The organism is Specibacter sp. NPDC078709 (genome assembly GCF_040686795.1).
Classification (GTDB): Bacteria; Actinomycetota; Actinomycetes; order Actinomycetales; family Micrococcaceae; genus Specibacter.
Genome location: NZ_JBFBLU010000012.1, coordinates 35,587 through 55,000 on the forward strand (window position 1 = coordinate 35,587; position 19,414 = coordinate 55,000).

Annotated in this window: 11 protein-coding genes (1 of these 11 cut by a window edge); 8 read left to right on the forward strand and 3 right to left on the reverse strand. The window is 61.3% G+C overall.

Annotation, left to right across the window (positions count from 1 at the left end; all coding sequences use genetic code 11):
- Positions 1 to 78 precede the first annotated feature (78 nt).
- From AB0P14_RS16800 to AB0P14_RS16810, 3 genes are read left to right on the forward strand one after another with little or no spacing between them, the layout of a single operon-like run.
- A complete protein-coding gene (locus tag AB0P14_RS16800; protein WP_363844909.1) occupies positions 79 to 531 on the forward strand; it encodes an MGMT family protein in 453 nt (150 codons plus the stop codon).
- On the forward strand, positions 528 to 3,983 hold the full coding sequence (locus AB0P14_RS16805) for an ATP-dependent DNA helicase (protein ID WP_363844912.1): 3,456 nt from the start codon (positions 528 to 530) through the stop codon (positions 3,981 to 3,983). Before AB0P14_RS16800 ends, AB0P14_RS16805 begins: the two co-directional genes overlap by 4 nt.
- Positions 3,980 to 7,468 (forward strand): ATP-dependent DNA helicase, encoded by a 3,489-nt coding sequence (locus AB0P14_RS16810; RefSeq protein WP_363844915.1) that lies wholly within the window; start codon positions 3,980 to 3,982, stop codon positions 7,466 to 7,468. The genes AB0P14_RS16805 and AB0P14_RS16810 overlap by 4 nt, the downstream gene beginning before the upstream one ends.
- Before the next feature lie 27 nt (positions 7,469 to 7,495).
- On the opposite strand, the gene AB0P14_RS16815 is transcribed toward AB0P14_RS16810, so the two are convergent.
- A complete protein-coding gene (locus AB0P14_RS16815) occupies positions 7,496 to 8,824 on the reverse strand; it encodes a phosphotransferase (protein ID WP_363844918.1) in 1,329 nt (442 codons plus the stop codon).
- Positions 8,825 to 8,999: 175 nt separating this feature from the next.
- On the opposite strand from AB0P14_RS16815, the gene nudC reads away from it, so the two are divergent.
- Positions 9,000 to 9,956 carry an NAD(+) diphosphatase gene (gene nudC, locus AB0P14_RS16820; protein ID WP_363844921.1) on the forward strand — a complete coding sequence of 319 codons (957 nt, stop codon included), beginning with the start codon at positions 9,000 to 9,002 and terminating at the stop codon, positions 9,954 to 9,956.
- Positions 9,953 to 12,097: an ATP-dependent DNA helicase UvrD2 gene (locus AB0P14_RS16825; protein ID WP_363844924.1), complete on the forward strand. Its 2,145-nt coding sequence runs from the start codon at positions 9,953 to 9,955 to the stop codon at positions 12,095 to 12,097. The genes nudC and AB0P14_RS16825 overlap by 4 nt, the downstream gene beginning before the upstream one ends.
- On the opposite strand, the gene AB0P14_RS16830 is transcribed toward AB0P14_RS16825, so the two are convergent.
- Positions 12,061 to 13,143 carry a ThiF family adenylyltransferase gene (locus AB0P14_RS16830; RefSeq protein WP_363844927.1) on the reverse strand — a complete coding sequence of 361 codons (1,083 nt, stop codon included), beginning with the start codon at positions 13,141 to 13,143 and terminating at the stop codon, positions 12,061 to 12,063. The genes AB0P14_RS16825 and AB0P14_RS16830 overlap by 37 nt on opposite strands.
- Positions 13,144 to 13,308: 165 nt before the next feature.
- Here AB0P14_RS16830 and AB0P14_RS16835 point away from each other — a divergent pair, with 165 nt between their 5' ends.
- A complete protein-coding gene (locus tag AB0P14_RS16835; RefSeq protein ID WP_363844930.1) occupies positions 13,309 to 14,085 on the forward strand; it encodes a YgjP-like metallopeptidase domain-containing protein in 777 nt (258 codons plus the stop codon).
- A gap of 105 nt (positions 14,086 to 14,190) precedes the next feature.
- On the opposite strand, the gene AB0P14_RS16840 is transcribed toward AB0P14_RS16835, so the two are convergent.
- Positions 14,191 to 15,672, reverse strand: a complete 1,482-nt coding sequence (locus tag AB0P14_RS16840) for a zinc-dependent metalloprotease (protein WP_363844933.1) — start codon at positions 15,670 to 15,672, stop codon at positions 14,191 to 14,193.
- Between the two features lie 293 nt (positions 15,673 to 15,965).
- Here AB0P14_RS16840 and AB0P14_RS16845 point away from each other — a divergent pair, with 293 nt between their 5' ends.
- Positions 15,966 to 17,039, forward strand: a complete 1,074-nt coding sequence (locus tag AB0P14_RS16845) for a S16 family serine protease (RefSeq protein ID WP_363844936.1) — start codon at positions 15,966 to 15,968, stop codon at positions 17,037 to 17,039.
- A gap of 185 nt (positions 17,040 to 17,224) precedes the next feature.
- Positions 17,225 to 19,414, forward strand: partial view of a UPF0182 family protein gene (locus AB0P14_RS16850; RefSeq protein WP_363844945.1) — the 5' portion only. Its footprint extends 765 nt past the window's final position; 2,190 of the gene's 2,955 nt are visible here — the first part of the coding sequence; the start codon lies at positions 17,225 to 17,227; its stop codon lies off the right edge, out of view.

The following is a 19,414-nucleotide window of genomic DNA, read 5'->3' on the forward strand; positions in this document are numbered from 1 at the left end:
GGTACCTGTTGGCACCGACATTTAAGTCCGCCGCGGCCTGTGCATCCGCTCAGCTGTGTTGCAAACTACGCTGGAGGCATGCGTGAGGAGTATGTTGAGGCGGTTCTGGCGGTGGCCGAGCTGATCCCTGAGTCCAAGGTTTTGTCGTATGGGGACATCGCTGCCCTCTTGGAAAGTGGTGGGCCGCGCCAAGTGGGTGCGGTCATGTCCGCCCATGGCAGCGCTGTGGCGTGGTGGCGGGTCATCCGCGCCAGTGGTGCTGCTCCGCTGTGCCACGAGCGCGGGGCGTTGGAGCATTATCGACAAGAGTCGACGGCGTTGCGTGGCGACACCGCGGCCGCGGCCGTGCCGGGCAAGAACCCGCCGTGGCGCGTGGAGATGAAAAGTGCCCGCTGGAATCCGCACGAGGCCGAGTTTGAGCTCATCGACGCCATCTCAGCGGCTCTGCACGCCGCCGCTGGGCTTGACACCGATGCCACTGTGGATCCAGATATCAGAATGTCAGAGCCTCGTGGTGAACTGGGAATATGAGCACGCAAGCAGAGCAATCGCAGCAACAGCTCCCCGCTGACCCTCAGGCTGACGGACAGCCTGCCGCACCACCGGCGCGGACCGCGACAGTGAGCAAGGACTTCCAGCCCTTGCCCCGACTGGTGTTGGTGAAGCCCTCGCAAAGCATCAAGACCGAGTTGCAGCTAAGTACCGACCAACAAACCGTGGTCGATCTGGCGCCCGGCACCGGGCCCGTTCTGCTGTGGGGTGCCCCCGGTACCGGCAAGTCCACCGTGCTGATCGAGGCGGCCGTCAAACGGATGGAGCACGACGGCGTAGATCCAGCTGGTGCCCTCCTGCTGGCACCTTCCCGGTTGGCTGCCGCTAGGCTTCGTGACGGTTTCAGCGCTCGGCTCACTAGGAGTATCAGCACCTCCCCAGCCAGGACCTGGTCCTCCTATGCCTTTGACCTGCTGCGCCGGGCCACCGTGGCAGGCCGGATGCCGCACCTGGACGGCCCGCCACGGCTCATGAGTGGTCCCGAACAGGACCTGATCATTAAGGATCTGCTGGCCGGGCACAAGATGGGACTGGGCACGGACCCGCAGTGGCCCGAGGAGCTCAAAGAGGCACTGGAAACCCGCGGCTTCCGTCAGGAAATCCGGCAACTTTTTGACCGTGTCATTGAATACGGACTCCTGCCCGAGGAATTGGCACAGCTAGGTGTCGCCAACCGTCGACCCGACTGGGTGGCCGCAGCATCGCTGTACGCCGAGTACCGGGATGTGGTGGATTGGGGCAAGTCGGGCTCCTTTGACCCGGCCGGCATCATCACAGCAGCCACCACACTCTTGCAACTCGATGCGGAATTCCTGGCCGCAGAGCGTAGCCGGTTGGAACTCATTGTGGTTGACGATATTCAAGAGGCCAACAGGTCCGTCCATGAACTCCTGAAATTGGTGGGCCGGGGCAAGGACCTGCTGGTGGCGGCAGCCCCGGACGTTGTGGTTCAGGGTTTCCGCGGTGCCCGCCCGGACATGGTGGCGTCCCTGGTACAGTCGCTGGGCACCGAAGAATTGCCCTTGCAGCAATTTGTGTTGTCCACCTCGCATCGGATGAGCCCCGCCGTTGCGGGCGCCTGGTCCGGGGTGGCCGAGCGGATTTTCCAGATCCGGGGCGGACAGAAAGCCCGCGAACTTGCGTGGCCGGAACCGGCCACCCAAGGTGGCTTGGAAGCAGCAGCCGGGGACCCGGCGTCGTACGTCAGGGCTCATGTAGTGGCCTCTGAAGTCCATGAATTGCGCCTGGTGGCGGAGCGAATCCTGCACCTGCAACACATTGAAAGGCACAGCCTTGATCAGATCGCCGTGATCGTGCGGACGGGTTCGGCACTGGCTGCCCTGCAACGATATTTGAGCGGGTTGGGGATCGCCGTGAAGGTGCCAGTGGCAGAGAACCCGGTCCGCGACGAGCCCGCGGTTCGCCCCCTCTTAGAGGCCTTCGGGGTGGCGCTTGATCCCGGCAAGCTCGACGCCGAGGCTTGCGTGGCGTTGTTGACCTCGCGTTTGGGGCGGTCAACGGCGCTGCAATTGCGTCGGCTGCGCCAAGCGCTGCGGCAACAGGAGTTGCAGTCTGGTGGTGGTCGGGCCAGCGACGAGCTGCTCGTTGAGGCGTTGCTGCACCCGGAAAAGTTGGCGCCATTGGGCTGGGAAGCAGGCAACGCCACCCGTATTGCCGCCATGTTGGCTGCCGGAAATGACGCGGTGGCCCAGCCCGGCGCTAATGCCGAAACTGTCCTATGGGCGCTATGGGAGGCCTGCGATAGCTCCGGAACGTGGGAAACACAAGCGTTGCGCGGCGGGCCAACCGGTATCCGTGCCGACAGGGATCTGGATGCGGTCATGGCGCTGTTCCAGACGGCTGAACGGTACGTAGACCAACTGCCCGGATCGAGTCCGCAGCAGTTCCTTGATTATTTATTGAGCCAGGAACTGCCCATGGATACCTTGGCGGCGCGTGCTCAGCGCACCGACGCCGTGGAGATCCTCACTCCGGCTAGTGCGGCCGGCCGGGAATGGCAGGTGGTTATTGTCTCGGGGTTGCAGGAAGGCGTGTGGCCCAATACCCGGCTGCGTGGGGAGCTTCTGGGTAGTCAACTATTGGTGGATGTGCTGGAAAATGGGGCCGAGATGGCTCGGCAGATCGAGCCCGCCGCGCGCATTCGAGATATCCGGTATGACGAGTTGCGCAGTTTTTCTGCTGCCGTTTCACGGGCAGGGCAAAAGTTGATTCTGACGGCCGCCGCCGGTCACGATCTGCAGCCCTCACAATTTATTGACCTTGCCGCCCCGTACATTCCAGTCACTGATTCAGGTGGCGAATCGCAGTATCCGGTGCGTCCGGTGGAACAGGTCCCGCGGCCCATGACGTTGCGGTCATTGGTCTCTGAGCTACGGCAGGAATCGGAGATGTATGCCGATCCCGAAGCCGCCAGAATGCTGGCCGTGCTAGCTCACGAAAACGTTCCCGGGGCCCATCCGGAGCAGTGGTGGGGTTTGCTGCCGCTGAGCAGCGACGCGCCCATTGTCCCTGCCGGTGAACCGGTCAACGTCTCCCCGTCCAAGGTGGAAGAAGTACTTAAATCGCCACTGAACTGGTTTATCCGAGCCGCCGGTGGGGAAGCGACCACCGATTTCGCGCGGAGCTTGGGAACCCTCATTCATGCCATCGCCCAGGACATTCCGAACGGGGCCGGGCACGAGTACTTGGCTGAACTGGACAAGCGCTGGCCCACTCTGGGCCTGCCCGATTCTTGGGAAACCCAGGTGGACTACAAGCGCGCCCAAGAGATGCTGGGGAAGCTGGCCCAGTACGTGGTGGAGGCCAGCCAAGAGGGCCGCACGCTGATCGGTGTGGAAGAGGACTTCAGCGTTGAAATTGGCGAAATCCCTGCCATGTTGGGTGGATCGACGGGCGGTGCAGCCGGTCACCAACCGGATGCAGTGCCCGGGGATACGCCTTCAGAAACACAATCGGGGATTCAAGGCCACGTGGTGCGGTTGCGTGGCCAGGTGGACCGGCTCGAAGCCGACTCCAACGGGAACCTGGTGGTGGTCGATATCAAGACCGGGCGCACCAAACCCACCAAGGACCAAGTTCTGGCCCATCCACAGCTGGGGGCTTATCAAGTGGCCGTGACAGCGGGAGGCTTTACCGAGCTGGCCGAAGCCGCCGGTTTTTCCGGTTCGGTCTCCGGGGGAGCAGCCCTGTTGCCGCTGGGCGACGGCACCAAGAGTGTCAAGACTCAGGATCAGCCTGCCATGGTGCCCGGAAGCGAGAACGATCCCACTGCCAAAGTTATGGAAGCTGCACTCCTGATGGCCCAAGCAGTATTTCCTGCCCGCCACGGTACGGATTGGTCCGAACGTAACGGTTGCCCGCTGCCAACTATTTGCCCGCTGTGCCCGGAAGGGAAACAAATCACCGAATGACACTTTCACAGCCCCTGAGCCCGTATGAATTGGCCGAACTGTTGGGGCAGTTCCCGCCCACACCGGAACAGGCCGCCATCATATGTTCGCCCCTGGAACCGCTGCTCGTCATTGCCGGAGCTGGCTCGGGTAAGACCACCACCATGGCGGACCGCGTGGTGTGGCTGGTGGCCAACGGTCTGGTGCTGCCGGAAGAGATCCTGGGCGTCACCTTCACTCGCAAGGCGGCAGGGGAGTTGGCCACCCGGATCCGCGGACAGCTGGCCAAGCTGGGTACGTTGGCACGCTCCGGTGAGGTGGAGTTGGCGCCCGCCGCAGCGGCCAAGGATGCTCTGGAAGCCAAGGTTTCCACCTACCATTCCTACGCCAGCGGCATTGTTACCGATTACGGACTGCGCTTGGGGATTGAGCGTGATGCCGTGGTTCTTGGCGCCGCCGAGGCATGGCAATTGGCCAGCGAGGTGGTGGAAGCCCACAACGGCGCTCACGAACACTTCACGGCCGCCAAATCGACCTTGATCCAGTCCGTCATGGATCTGGCCGGGGAATGCGCCGAACACCTGCAAGAGCCCGAGCAAGTCCGGGAAACCATTGCGTCCTACTTGGCACGGCTCGATGCCCTGCCCTACATCGCCGAGACCGCCAAGCCGCGCACTGCCGTGGTCAACAAGCAGCTGGATGTCTTGCGGACCCGCGGCTCGGTGGTGGAGCTGGTCCAAAAATATGCCGAGGCCAAGCGGCGCCGCAATGTTTTGGACTACGGCGATTTGGTGGCGTTGGCGGCCAAGATCGCCCAGGAAGTCCCCCACGCCGGCGAGGTGGAGCGCCAGCGGTACAAGGTGGTGTTGCTGGATGAATTCCAAGACACATCGCACGCTCAGCTGCAGCTCTTCGCCGAGCTCTTCGGCTCCGGCCACCCCGTCACAGCCGTGGGCGATCCCCACCAGTCGATCTATGGTTTTCGAGGCGCCTCCGCCGGGCAGCTGTTCCGCTTCCCGGAGATTTTCCTCAAGTCCGACGGCGGGTACGCACCAACTGCCGAACTCACCATCGCGTGGCGGAACTCAGCCCACATTCTAGATACCGCCAACGTCATGTCAGCAGAACTTGCCCAAGCGCAGACACGCAAGGCCCACGCCAAACTGGCGGCCGGGCTAACCGAGGAAGAACGGGCAGCAGCCGGCCCGCGGGTGGTGGTTTCACCCCTGCGCGAGAAGCCCAACGCACCCGACGGGGAAGTGGTGCTGGCCCGCTTTGAGACAGAAATAGCTGAGGCAGAAGCCATCGCCGATGAAATTCTGGACCGAAAGGGGGATTTCACGCACCGCAGCGGCACCCAAGGTGCCATGACAGTGGCAGTGCTGTGCCGTCGTCGTGCGCAGTTTGCTGGGCTGCAGAGCGTCTTTGAGGCCCGCGGCATCCCGTACGAGACCGTAGGACTGAGCGGGTTGCTGAGTACCCCGGAGATTGTGGATTTGGTCGCCACTTTGCGCGTGGTGGCCGATCCCGGACGTTCGGATGCCCTGATGCGGCTGCTGACCGGTGCGCGGTGGCGAATTGGGCCGTTGGACCTCATGGCATTTTCGGACTGGGCCCGGCACCTGGCCCGGCGCCGAAAGTGGGCCGCCGAAAATCGGGTGGACTTCAACGCTGCAGCCTTGCGCGGTGAGCTGGAGCTAGATTCCGGCCATGGCGGCCCGGACGGGGCCGCGCACGAAGCCGGTGAGGGAGCGCCGGAAACTGTGGTGACGGCAGATCTCGTGGACGCCTCATCGCTGATCGAAGCCTTGGACTATCTCAGTGCCGACTACTGGCCGGAGTCAATACGCCCGCTGTCCCAGGTGGCGCGGGCCAGGTTGCTGACGCTGCGTGATGAGTTGCGCATGCTGCGTACTTTTGTGGGTGAGGATCTGAGCAACCTGCTCGGTGTGGTGGAACGCACCATGCTGCTGGACATTGAATTGGCAGCCAAGCCCGGCGCCAGCATTCACCATGCCCGGCGCAACCTCGATGCCTTTGCGGACGCCGCCGCAACCTTTATGCAGGCGGCGCAGCGGGTTGACTTGGATGCTTTCCTCGGGTGGCTGGAAACAGCAGAGTCCGAAGAAGGCGGACTGGAAATGACGCCATTGGAGAGCAACCCCGATGCGGTGGCGCTGCTGACAGTACATGCCTCCAAGGGGCTGGAATGGGATGTGGTGTTTGTTCCTGGGATGAATATGGGGGCGTTTCCGAGCACTCGGGCTGACCGTTGGAGCACCGGGGCAAAATCCCTCCCCTGGCCGCTGCGTGGTGACCGGGACGATCTGCCGGAATGGGATTTGAACGTCCCGGACCTGAAGACCCTGTTGGACAATGAAAAGCTGTTCGCTGCCGATGTCAGCCTGCACGGCGAGGAAGAGGAACGGCGGCTAGCCTATGTTGCCTTCACCCGAGCCCGCGATTTTCTCATGTGTTCCAGCACGGTGTGGGGTAGCGGGAAGAAGCCACTGCAACCTTCCCCCTTCATCTCCGAGCTGCTGATGCTGGCCGAAGGGGCGCAGCAAAGTGCCCGAATTTCGCTGTGGTCCCCGGATCCTGAAGAGGATGCCCAGAACCCCACCAGCGCCGGTGCCGAAAGTGCGCAGTGGCCTTATGACCCGCTCAACGGCCCTGAGATCCAAGGCCGCCCCGGAGCTGTGAAGCGGGTGGGTCGGCGTGGGAACGTTAGCCGGTCAGCTGCTGCCGTGGACAGTGAACAGGAAGCAATTCGCGCCAGCGGGCTCACGCCGGAACAACTTTCGGCACTCGTGGGTGGCAGCGAATTTTTGGCGAGCCACCCGCGCTGGGGGCTCGAGACCAGCGTGCTATTGGCACAGGAACAAGTGGAGTCGGACCAGCTCAGGGTGGAACTGCCACCGCACATTTCCGCCTCCCGGCTAGTGGCTCTGAGCGAAGACCCGGAGAAGGTCACCCGCGCCATGCGCCGACCCGTGCCCACCAAGCCTGGCATGGCGGCTCGGAAGGGAACGGCGTTCCACACCTGGATTGAGGACTTCTTCGGCACCACCGGGCAGTTGGACTTTGATGAGTCTCCCGGAGCTGACTCCTATGTGGATGAGGCCTATGGATTGGCCAGCATGCAAGAAACTTTCAAGAAATCCCAGTGGGCTACCCGAGTTCCTGCCGAGCTAGAGGTGCCCATTGAAACCAGGGTGGCCGACGTGGTGGTTCGTGGGCGTATTGATGCAGTCTTCAGGGATGCGGACGGCAGCTGGGACCTGATCGATTGGAAGACCGGAAAGGTTCCCGGAAAGCAACAGTTGACGGTCCGTGGGGTGCAGCTGGCCGTGTACCGGCTTGCTTGGTCGCGCCTCAAGGAAGTGCCCTTGGATCAGGTGCGGGCAGCGTTTTACTACGTGGGCCAGGACAAGCTCATCAGGCCCGTGGATCTGGCTGGACAGGACGAGCTAGAGGCCATCGTCACCAACGCCTACTCCGCCTAATGCTAGGGGTGGCCACTAGTGCGCTGGCTACTTTTCGATGGTAATGACCTTCATCGCGGTGGTGTCGACGTCTTCGCCAGATGATGAAGCATCGGGGGCAGAGTCCTGAGTATTGGCGTTTGCGTCGTCGCCGTCAGTGTCACTGTCAGAGTTGGTTGCGTCTGCGTCTGAGTCTGCGTCTGAAGTCGTATCACCGGCGACATCCTGAGGATTGTCGGCGTCGTTCTTGCCGGATTCACCGGATGGCCCAGCGGTGACATCGGTGGCCGGCTGCTCGTTGATCTGGGGGTCAGCGATCGAGATCGATGCTGTATCAGGAGCCGGTTCGGCAGCTACTTTAGTTGGGGATTCGCTGGGCTGCGGCTCGGTGGCCTTGCTCACTGGGCTAGCTGGGCTAACTGCGGTGGGAGCAACAACAACAGTCGGCTCAACGCTGATGGGCTGGCCGCCGTGCTCGGCAATGTCCGCTTCGAGGGTGCGCAGCATGGATTCTGCATCTTCCACCATGCGTGCACTGTCGGCGGCGTACCCCTTGACGAGCCACTGCGCCAACGCAAACTCGGCGCTGAGGGCGGCCCTGCGAAGCAGGTGCGGGTCCGGGGTTTCATGGCGGGCGCCAGCGTAAGCCTGCAGCACTGTGTCAACAAAGTCGGGATCATCCACGGCGACTAGCCATGCGAAATCATCAGCGGGATCGCCCACACGCAGCTCGGTCCAGCCATTGACGGCGGTGACCTGATCGCCGTCGAGCAATATATTGTCCTCGTGCAAATCACCATGGACCACACACGCGTTGAAGCGCCACAGGGCTACATCTTCCATGGCGTGTTCCCAGCGGCGCAGCAGTGCCGGCGGGATCTTGCCCGTGGTGGCCGACTGATCCAGTTCGTTGAGCTTGCGTTGACGGAATTCATTGGCGGTGTAACTGGGGAGATCGTAATTGGTGACGAGTTCCTGAGGAAGATCGTGAATGGCTGCAATGGCGGCACCGATTTCCATGGCCAAGGTAGCGTTTCCCGCTGAGAGCTGCTCCACTGTGTATGCCTTCCCCCGGATGTGGGAGTACACAAAGGTGATGAGTTCGCCCTGCCGTACAGTTCCGGCCACGGTGGGCAGCAAGAAGGGTAGCTCGGCTCGAATCGCAGGGGTGAAGGCGCGCAGGACCTGACGCTCGGTTTCCAGACGAGTACTGGCCTCGGCATGGCGCGGCGAACGTACCCTCCAGCGCCGATTTTCCGAATCCACCAACAACGCGGAGCAAAAATCGGCTGCATGGTCGGGCTCCGGACCAAACGCTGTCACGTTGAGTCCGGGCACGGCGGCGCTGGCAATAGCGGCCAGTTCGATTGCAGTCATTCTTCTCACCCCTCCACCGTAGAACGCGAAGGCTCCAAACCTTGCTTCCTCGGGGCGGCGAGTCGTAAGAAGTCGTGCACAAATCCTCCTGCGCGAATCGCATCCCAGCGCCACCTTGTCCACAATCACGTGCTGCGGAATGTAAAAAAGTGCAGTGGATGCGTACGGTAGAAACATGAGCAAACCCAACCTTTCCCCCGACGTTGTGCTGGACCGGGAATGCGAACAGCGCAATGAACCCGGGTTTTTGGAGACGGTGTTGGCGACGGCAGCCCACAAGGTAGTGCTCTTCCACCGCGGTAAGGCCCTGGTGGCCGGTGCCAGTCTCAGTTCGTTGGCCTATCTACACCCCTCACAACTGCCCCAACATCTACCGGCCGGGACCCTGCCGGTCTATTTGGGAAAGGTGCTTGAGGGCAACGGACATACCCTACTCGCGGGTACGGAGCTGGTGCTGATCGCATTACCGGACGACGCCGGAGAGCCGGCTTGGGTGCCGGAGGGCAGCTCCTTCGCCGGTTACCGAGCTGCCGCAGAGCAGATGAGTAGGGCCGATGCGGAGGTTTTCATCCAGGCTCAGGCGGCAGCCAACTGGCATGCCACTCACGCGTTCTGCCCGCGGTGCGGCAATCCCACAGAAATTCAGGCGGCAGGCTGGATGCGCCGTTGCAGCCAAGACGGTTCCGAACATTTTCCCCGCACCGATCCGGCCGTGATCGTGGCGATTGTGGGTGCCGATGAGAAAATCTTGCTGGCCAACAACTTCGCATGGGATGAGAACAGGTACTCCACCGTGGCGGGTTTCGTAGAAGCAGGAGAGAGCGCCGAAGCAGCTGCGGTGCGTGAGATTTTTGAAGAGGTGGGTGTCCGTCTGCATTCTCTCCAGTACCGATCTTCCCAAGCCTGGCCGTTTCCCCGGTCCTTGATGTTGGGTTTCATGGGCTACACGGATGACACGAACGCCACCCCAGATCTGACGGAAGTCCGGGCGGCCCGTTGGTTCGGGCGAGAAGAGTTGCAGGACGCGGTGTTGAAGGGTGAGGCAGTGATCTCGCCCCGGTTGTCCATTGCGCGGGAACTGATTGAGCACTGGTTTGGCGGAAGAATTGTAGAAGCCGGTGAACAGCTATGAGTTTTGACCCCAGCCAGCTGGGTCTGCCCGTAATGGATGAACGCACGGCGGAGGAAAAGATTCTCTCCGGTTTGGATGAGGAACAACGCACCGTTGCCACCACTCTGAACGGGCCTTTGTGCGTGCTGGCAGGCGCCGGCACCGGAAAGACACGCGCCATCACGCACCGCATCGCCTATGGCGTACACACCGGTGTCTACAATCCCAACCGTCTGCTCGCCGTGACCTTTACAGCCAGAGCGGCAGCCGAAATGCGTACCCGGCTGCGCGATCTGGGCGTGGGCACTGTCCAAGCCCGCACCTTCCATGCCGCAGCGTTACGGCAGCTGCAGTATTTCTGGCCGCACGCCGTCGGCGGTCAATTGCCGGGCCTGCTCGAACACAAGGCTCAGATCATCGCCGAGGCCGCGCGCAGGCTCCGGCTGCCCACCGACAGAGCTGCCATCCGGGATTTGGCCGCCGAAATTGAGTGGGCCAAGGTGTCCATGATGACCCCGGAAACGTACCTCATCAAGGCAGAAGATCGCGGCGAACCAGGCGGGCTGGACAAGGTCACGGTGGGCAGGCTCTTCCAAGGGTACGAAGACGTGAAGGCGGATCGAAACCTAATTGATTTTGAGGATGTCCTGCTGATCACCGTGGGCATTCTGCAGGAAGACCCGCGGGTCGCAGCTACGGTACGCGATCAGTACCGGCACTTTGTGGTGGATGAATACCAGGATGTTTCCCCGCTCCAGCAGCGGATGCTCGATCTGTGGCTAGGTGGCCGCGACGAACTGTGCGTGGTGGGCGATGCCAGCCAGACCATTTACTCCTTCACAGGTGCCACACCGCGGCACCTGCTGGAATTTCCCCAGCGCTTCCCCGAAGCAAACGTGGTCAAGCTGGTCCGTGACTACCGTTCCACCCCGCAGGTGGTGGGCTTGGCCAACGGCTTGCTGGCCAATCGGCGCAGTGGAGGCATGACTGCCGATGCGCTCTGGTCTAAGCCGCTAGAACTTGTGGCGCAGCGCCCAGGCGGTCCGGCGCCTGAATTCATGGAGTGCAGCGATGACGAGGCCGAAGCCGCAGCCGTCGCCGCCAGAATCAAGGTACTGGTTGAGAATGGCACACCCGCCAGCGAAATTGCCGTGCTGTTCAGGACTAACGGTCAATCCGAAGCTTATGAGCAGGCGCTGACCGCGGCCGGACTCGGCTACCAGTTGCGCGGTGGCGAGCGGTTCTTCGCCCGCAAGGAAGTCCGCGACGCTATGCTGCAGCTGCGCGCTTCCTCCCGTGCTGCCGAAGATGAAGCCCTGGGCCAGCTAGTCCGTGATGTGTTGGGCAACCTCGGCTACCAGGCAGAGGCCCCCAAAACGGGCGGTGCCGTGCGGGAACGCTGGGAATCACTCAGCGCCATCGTTGCCCTGGCCGATGAGCTCGTGGTCTCCCGCAGCACCCCCGAGCACACTTTCTCCATCCTGGACTTTGTCGCCGAACTACAGGAACGGGCCACGGCCCAGCATGCCCCCACCGTCCAAGGTGTCACGCTGGCTTCCTTGCACTCGGCCAAGGGATTGGAATGGGACGCCGTGTTCCTGGTGGGCCTCAGTGAAGGGTTGATGCCCATCTCCTTCGCGGACACACCCGAAACCGTGGATGAGGAACGCCGGCTTTTGTACGTGGGCATCACTCGTGCTCGGGAATACCTGAACTTTTCCTGGTCCACAGCACGCACCCCGGGTGGCCGGGCGAACCGCAAGCCCTCCCGGTTTTTGGACGGCTTGCGGCCCAATTCGGTGGGTGGGGCTCCCACCGGCCCGCGCATGGCCACCACCCGTAAATCGCGCAAGCTGGCGGGTCCCTCAGTGTGCCGGGTATGCGGGAAGATCCTCAATACCGGCGCCGAACGCAAGGTGGGGCGTTGTTCCGACTGCCCGCCTGGGTACGACGAAGCAGTGTTTGAACAGTTGCGAGAGTGGCGTCTGAAGGAATCGGTATCCGCGTCAGTGCCAGCCTTCGTGGTGTTTACCGATGCCACACTGATGGCCATTGCCGAGGCTGCTCCGCAGGACCTGGATGAACTAGCTGCCCTGCCTGGAGTGGGGCCCTCTAAACTGGAACGCTACGGAGAAGCTGTTCTGGAAATTGTGGCTGGCTGATTCTGCCATTGGCAGCCGCACTCAGGGTGGGCGCTGAATTCCTGCTCTGTCCAGCGTCCGCTCCCAGAATGGAAACTCAGGACGGCGGACCACGCGCTGGGCTGATTGACGCCGTCCAGAAATAGCAGTGCCTGGGTGGCTGCGGTACCAGCTAAAGCCAGCGAGGTAGCGCTAGCTTCCAAACGACCAGCTGAAGGCCCAGCTGTCGGTCCCGCTAACGGCCCGTCACCGTCGCCCTGCAACCACGGAGATTCAGGGCCGTTGCGCTGCCGTTCCACACAGCCCGCGCAGGCGGTCTCCCCAGGCACCACGAGTGGACCCACCGTGCCGTCTTGCTCCCTGTGCAACACCAGCAGATGGGGCCTTTCGGTACCCAGAAAACGAGACGTCAGCCCAACTGCCGCGCAGTCGAAACCCACCAGAACGGCAAGATCAAGGCTCTGAAGGCTGGGACCTCCTGCCCCGCCGTCGTGCACCATGTGAATGTGCGTCAGCGGATCCAGAGCTGTGAGATGGCGCCGCAGGGCCAGGGAGCGGGGGATGCCAATGTCGGCCTTGGTGTAGGCGCTCGGTGACACGTCGGACGCGGCGACGGGGGAGTCATCCTCGAGCAGGAGCGTGCCCACTCCGGCGTTGGCAAGTGCCCCGGCTAAGGTGGCGCCGGTGCGTCCCAACCCCGCCACATGAATCACATTCTGCTGGCGCTGGGCCAGGCGCTTTTGTGCCGAATCCCGATACAAGCCCAAGAGCGCAGTCCTGTCAGGGCGCAGCCGTTCCGCCCGGTACCCCTGGGTGGACAGTTCGGCGTCGGGACACAAAACGGTGTCGAGCATAGTGCAAATCTCCTGGGCACGCGCGGCAGGAACACCAAGTTCAACGGCGGAACTCACCACTTTCTTGTCGGCGATTCCGCGGCGCAACGCGTTGATGAACGCCACGTCTGAGGCCTGTAGTCCCTCCAAGATCAGGCCGCCGGGCCCCAACCCAATTTGCACGCTGTGGGCGCCTCGGCTGACCATGCGAAGCGCCGGATTGACAGCCGTCATGATGACCTCCCTAAGGATTCCGGCGAGTAGATGCCGTAGTTAAGATCATTGCACTTGAAGTGCTGGGCTGCTGTGAGTTATCCACAGCTAGGTGTTCTCCACAACTTGTCCCCGCACAGGGCCAGCGGCGTGCTCTGGGTGGCACGGTGGCGGTACGGTCGATATATGGCACCTGCACCAGCACCAGCTCCTAGAACTCCGGCACAGACACCCACCCCTGCACGGTCACAGTCACCGGCACCGGCACCGGTACCGGCGCTGGCAGCTGCTGCGCGCCGCAGGCCCATCGGCACGGGAACCAAAGGTCCGCTGGGCGATTCAATTTCACTCCACCGGCTCAGCACAGGCGATCCCATCGTGGTCCGGCGGACGGCGCGGCGGAAAACCGGGCTGGCTGCATTCTGGGAGAACGGACAGGCAGTCATAGCCGTTCCAGCGCGGCTAAGTCTTGACGATGAGGCGTATTGGGTGCCGCACATGGCCGCCAAACTGGAACACAGCAAACAACGCGAAGCAGGCCTGGCTGGCCGTCGGAACGTCCCAGCCAGTGACGCTGCCCTGTTGCAGCGCAGCCACTCTCTTTCGGCTCAGTTCTTGGGTGCCCGGGCTGTGCCGGATTCGGTGCGCTGGGTTAGCAACCAGAACGGTCGTTGGGGCTCGGCCACCCCGGCCCGGAAGACCATCCGCATTTCCCACCACGTGCAGGGTATGCCTGACTGGGTTGTGGACTATGTGTTGTTGCACGAACTGGCCCACTTGATCCACCCAAACCACAGCCCCGCATTCTGGGCGGAACTGGCCGGGTACTCGAAGCTTGAAGAGGCGAAGGCATTCTTGCAAGGGGCCTCGTTTGCTTCGGCGCGAAACATCATGGGTATGGGAGAAGGTATGGATGACGGACGTGATGACGGTACTGACGACGGAAGTGAAACCTCGGAATAGTCCGTCTCAGCAATTATACAAAGAGGGCGGCGGGAACCTCAGTTCACTGCCGTAGCAGTGGATCTGCGATTCCCGCCGCCGGGATGTGATGGAGCCGTGAGCTCCTTAGCTCTTGTCTCCGGTCCCTGAATCCGTGCCCGAATCCGGGTCGGTCTCTGAGTCTGTGCCCGAATCTGTCTCGCCGGCACTGTCCCCGGATTCCTCGCCCCCGGATTGCTCGGCTGGGGTCTCCGCTGCATCCTCGGTCTGGAAGTCGTCAAAGCCGCCGTCCAAGAGCTTGGCCAATGCCGCATCAACGTCTGATTCAGAAGCGTCTTCAGCGCTGCGACGGGCACTGAAACCAGCCGCATCGTCCAAGTCGGCGGAGGTGGGCAGCAGATCCGGGTGGGCCCAGATCGCGTCACGACCGGCAATGCCGCGTTGATCCTTCAATGAAGCCCACAAGGCGGCAGCTTCGCGGAGCCTGCGTGGACGCAACTCCAGTCCCACTAGAGAGCCGAAAGCATGCTCGGCGGGACCGCCCGTGGCACGGCGCCGGCGGATCGTTTCACGGATGGCCGCAGCCGCAGGCAGATTCGCTGCTGCCTCGAAACTGAGCTCGTCAACCCAGCCTTCCACGAGGGCGAGGGCTGTTTCCAACTTTGCCAATGCGGCGTCCTGCTCCGGTGTGCGGGCCGGCATGAAGACACCCTCGGACAGGGCTGCCTGCATGGCCTCGGGGTTGGAGGGGTCCAAATTCTGGGCCAAATCTTCAATACGAGACATGTCAATATGGATGCCGCGTGCGTAGGATTCGATGGCGCCCAGCAGATGGCCGCGTAGCCACGGAACCTGCACGAAGAGCCTTGCGTGAGCAGCTTCTCGCAGGGCCAAGTACAGCAGGACTTCTTGTTCGGGAACTTCCAAGCCTTCACCGAAGGCCTTGACGTTGGCCGGGAGGAGAGCCATCTGAAGGTCGGCCAGCGGGATACCGATGTCGGTGGAGCCGACAACTTCCTTGGCTAGTGCACCCACGGCAGCACCAAGCTGCATGCCGAACAGGGCGCCGCCCATGTTCTGCATCATCGACGCTGCGCCGCCCATCATGGACTTCATCTCTTCGGGCAGTTGTTCGTTCATGGCCGTGGAAATGGCGAAGGCAATACTGTTAGCCACCGGCTCGGTCAGACGCTTCCACGTTCCCAGAGTTTCCTCTACCCATTCGGCGCGGGACCAGGCGTGGCCCACGATAGCGGTGGCGGCAAGGTCCGTGAACGGATCCAGCCACATTTCCGCCAGACGAAGGGCATCATCAACTTCTCGCTGCTGAGCTGGCGTCACTGACGGGTCATCGCCTGCGGCGGCCTTGCGGGCAGCATCGTGGGCCAGCTCCCAATTGACAGGTGTATCTGAGGAGCCGCTCATCATGGCCTGCACCTGAGAGAACATTTGCGCGAGCGCATTCGGATCTGACGGCAAACCCGCAGCCTTGGCCAGTTCTGCCGGGTCAAAACCATCCATGCCCTGTCCGCCCATAAGGTTGGCGAGCATTTCCTGAAGCGGATCCTTCGGGGTTTCGTCGTCGTTGTTGGCTGGTGTGGAAGACATGATGGCCCGTTCGTTGGCGTGGACGCTGAATATCTTCACGTTACCGCCGCCGCGCAGCGTTGTCGCCCTGCAGCGGCCCACTGTTCGCTCTAGGCAAAGGGTGTCAGACCTTGGGACGCGTGGCACTGTCGCATTCATTGGATGCTCCCAGCCGGTGCACAAGCACAGCACATCCAGACACAGTAGGCTTGAGGGTTGGTACCCCGTTTTGTTTTAGAGTTTTAGTCCGCGGATGTCTGCCGGACTCGATAGAATGTGGAAAGGTCACTGCTTTGAGCCAGGAGACACCCGAAATGGCAGCGACGCCACGCACTTTTCGCGACAAAAGAATCTCCCTCATGGCGGTCTCCGGCGTACTGGCGGTAGTTTTGGGTGTGGCCGCGGTGACGTTGCCGGTGCCGTATGTCATTGAATCCCCGGGGCCGGCGATCAACACTATTGGCGAGCTCAACGGCGAGCCCATCATCGCTGTTACCGGCCACGAAAGCTTTCCGCCAACGTCCGGCAGCCTTGATCTGACCACGGTTCATCTCACAGGCGGCTTGCCGGAGAGTCAGGTCAATTTTTTCAACGTACTGACCTCGTGGTTGACGCCCTCCCACACTGTCTACCCGGCCGAACTCATGTACGCACCTGGGACCAGCCAGGATGCCATTAACAGTGAGAACTCTGCGGCCATGACCGGTTCACAGGAAAATGCCACAGCCGCGGCCATGACCGCCATGGGCATTGACTTTGAGAGCAACCTAGCGGTGGCCATGGTCCCTGCCGACGGCGCCGCGTCAGGCATCTTGAAGCCCGACGACGTTCTCCTCACCATTGACGGTAAGAAGATCACGGATCTGGGCGTCATCCAGACCGCGTTGACTGATGGCAAGGGCGCGCCCGTGGAGCTTGAGATCCGCAGAAACGATGCCGAACAGAAACTGAGTCTCACACCGAAGCTGGGTGACGAAGGCAAATATTTGCTGGGTGTTCAGATCCAGAATGTGTTTAAGTTCCCCTTCGATGTCGAGATCACATTGAGCAACATTGGTGGGCCCAGTGCGGGCATGATCTTTGCTCTAGGCATCATGGACAGCCTGACACCGGGAGATCTCACTGGCGGGAAAAAGTTTGCCGGCACGGGAACCATCGATCCAGAGGGCAAAGTTGGAGCCATTGGGGGTATTGCCCAGAAACTGGTGGGCGCTCGCAGCACCGGTGCTGATTATTTTCTGGCTCCCGCCGCAAACTGCGGCGATGTAGAGGGGAACATTCCCGATGGCCTTCAGGTCATCAAGGTGAGTACGCTCACAGAAGCCCACGACGCCGTGGCCCTGATTGGCTCCGGCAAAGACGGCTCAGGGCTGCCCACATGCAAATAACATTTGAGCCCCGATGCGTAACGATTGCGCATCATACGGAACTTGGCCCGCGACCCGTTCGTGGCACCCTTATGGAAGTACCCAGAATTTTTCTTGTCCAACAGTTGAGTAAGAGGTAGAGAGTGACATCCCGCCCAGCCCCGCCGCCGAGCAACACCATCCGGCCCAAGCGACGTAGCGCATTGATGCCCACCATCATTGTGGTGGCGGTGCTTGTGGTCGCAGTGCTGATCTTTTCAGGGATTTACACCGATCTGCTGTGGTTCAACCAGATAGGTTTTTCTGAAGTTTTCTGGACCGAACGCATTGCGAAGATCCTGATATTCATCGCTGGCTTCCTCATCATGGCTGCGGGGGTGTTTTTCTCCATCCGGGCCGCTTACAAGGCGCGCCCCATCTACGCCCCCGATAGCGCACACGAGGATAACCTCAACCGCTATCAGATGCAGCTGGAGCCGATTCGCCGCGTGGTGATGATTGGTGTGCCGATTGTTTTCGGTCTATTTGCCGGTACAGCAGCCATGGCCCAGTGGGAAAAGGTCATGTTATTCCTCTACCGCGTTCCTTTCGGCTCAACTGACCCCGAATTCGGGCTGGATATCAGCTTCTACACCAACACCCTGCCGTTCCTAGGTTTCTTGGTGGGCATGCTCATCAGCGCCACGGTAATAGCGTTCATCGCCGGAATGCTGACCCATTACCTGTACGGCGCCATCCGCTTGACCGAGCGCGGCATCTTCACCACACGCGGCGCGCAGATTCACATCGCTATTCTCGCGGGCGTCTTCTTGCTGCTGCTGGCCGGCAACTTCTGGCTCGGCCGCTACGCCACGCTGCAAGACAACGGCGGATTCCGCGCTGGTGCCATGTTCACCGACGTCAATGCCGTGATTCCCACCAAAGCTATTTTGGCTGCGGCAGCCATCATCGTGGCAATTCTGTTCATCGTTGCAGCATTTATTGGCAAGTGGAAGCTGCCCCTGATCGGTGCTGGCATGCTGGTAGTCACCGCAATTGTTGCTGGCGGCCTGTACCCCATGGCCATCCAGGCGTGGCAGGTCAAGCCCTCACAGGGAAACATGGAAGCTGAGTTCATTCAGCGCAACATTGAGATGACACGTGAGGCGTACGGCCTCTCTGACATTGAAGTCACTCCTTACAAAGCAACGACGACGGCGGAAGCTGGCGCCCTGCGTCAGGACGCCGACACTGCAGCCAACATTCGTTTGTTGGACCCCAACCTACTCTCGGCAACCTTCCGCGAGCTGGAGCAGTACCGTCCGTACTACGAGTTTCCTAAGACGTTGAACGTTGACCGATACACCATTGACGGCGAGGTTCGCGACGCCGTGATTGCTGTGCGTGAGTTGAATCCCAACGGATTGAACCCAGCTCAGCAGAACTGGTACAACCAACACCTGGTGTACACCCACGGTTATGGCATGGTGGCTGCCTATGGCAACACCGTGACAGCTGATGGCAAGCCCAAATTCATGCAGTCCGGTGTACCTTCCACGGGTGTGCTGGGGACAGACACTAGCTACCAGCCGCGCATTTATTTCGGCCAGTCCATGACCGAATACTCTCTGGTGGGTGCTGAAGAGGGAACCGCTCCCATCGAGTTGGATCGCCCGCAGGGCACCACCGCTGGAGCTGCCGACGCGACGGCTGATGAGGCTTCTGGCTCGGAGTCTCTGACAACCTTCACCGGCAACGGTGGGCCCAATGTGGGCAACTGGTTTAACCGTGCCATGTACGCGCTGAAGTTCCAGTCAACTGACCTGTTGCTGACTAACGGTGTCAACAGCGAGTCGCAGATCCTCTACGACCGGACGCCCGAAGAGCGCGTTGCCAAGGTAGCTCCTTACCTCACAATCGATGGCAACCCTTACCCGGCCATTGTTGATGGCAAGGTCAAGTGGATTGTTGATGGTTACACCACCAGCTCCTACTACCCCTACTCGCAGCAGCAGCAGTTGCAAGAAGCCACCACGGATTCTCTGACGGCCACCAATGGTATGGCTACGCTGCCCAATGCTTCCGTGAACTACATCCGCAACTCGGTCAAGGCCACAGTGGATGCTTACGACGGATCTGTTGATCTATTTGCGTGGGACACCGAGGACCCCATCCTGAAGTCTTGGCAGAAGATCTTCCCGAGTACCATCAAGCCGTACACGGAAATGTCAGCGGATGTCATGTCGCATGTGCGCTACCCGGAAGATATCTTCAAGGTCCAGCGTGAGCTGTTGGGCCAGTACCACGTGACTGATCCAGACAAGTTCTTCCAGAACACCGAAGCATGGTCCGTTCCGGATGACCCCACAACCACGGCGACAGACAAGCAGCCGCCCTACTACCTGTCCTTGAAGATG

Coding starts and splice junctions, on each gene's coding strand:
- AB0P14_RS16800 (WP_363844909.1), top strand. CDS start 79: ATGCGTGAGGAGTATGTTGAGGCGGTTCTGGCGGTGGCCGAGCTGATC.
- AB0P14_RS16805 (WP_363844912.1), top strand. CDS start 528: ATGAGCACGCAAGCAGAGCAATCGCAGCAACAGCTCCCCGCTGACCCT.
- AB0P14_RS16810 (WP_363844915.1), top strand. CDS start 3,980: ATGACACTTTCACAGCCCCTGAGCCCGTATGAATTGGCCGAACTGTTG.
- AB0P14_RS16815 (WP_363844918.1), bottom strand. CDS start 8,824: ATGACTGCAATCGAACTGGCCGCTATTGCCAGCGCCGCCGTGCCCGGA.
- nudC (WP_363844921.1), top strand. CDS start 9,000: ATGAGCAAACCCAACCTTTCCCCCGACGTTGTGCTGGACCGGGAATGC.
- AB0P14_RS16825 (WP_363844924.1), top strand. CDS start 9,953: ATGAGTTTTGACCCCAGCCAGCTGGGTCTGCCCGTAATGGATGAACGC.
- AB0P14_RS16830 (WP_363844927.1), bottom strand. CDS start 13,143: ATGACGGCTGTCAATCCGGCGCTTCGCATGGTCAGCCGAGGCGCCCAC.
- AB0P14_RS16835 (WP_363844930.1), top strand. CDS start 13,309: ATGGCACCTGCACCAGCACCAGCTCCTAGAACTCCGGCACAGACACCC.
- AB0P14_RS16840 (WP_363844933.1), bottom strand. CDS start 15,672: ATGTCTTCCACACCAGCCAACAACGACGACGAAACCCCGAAGGATCCG.
- AB0P14_RS16845 (WP_363844936.1), top strand. CDS start 15,966: ATGGCAGCGACGCCACGCACTTTTCGCGACAAAAGAATCTCCCTCATG.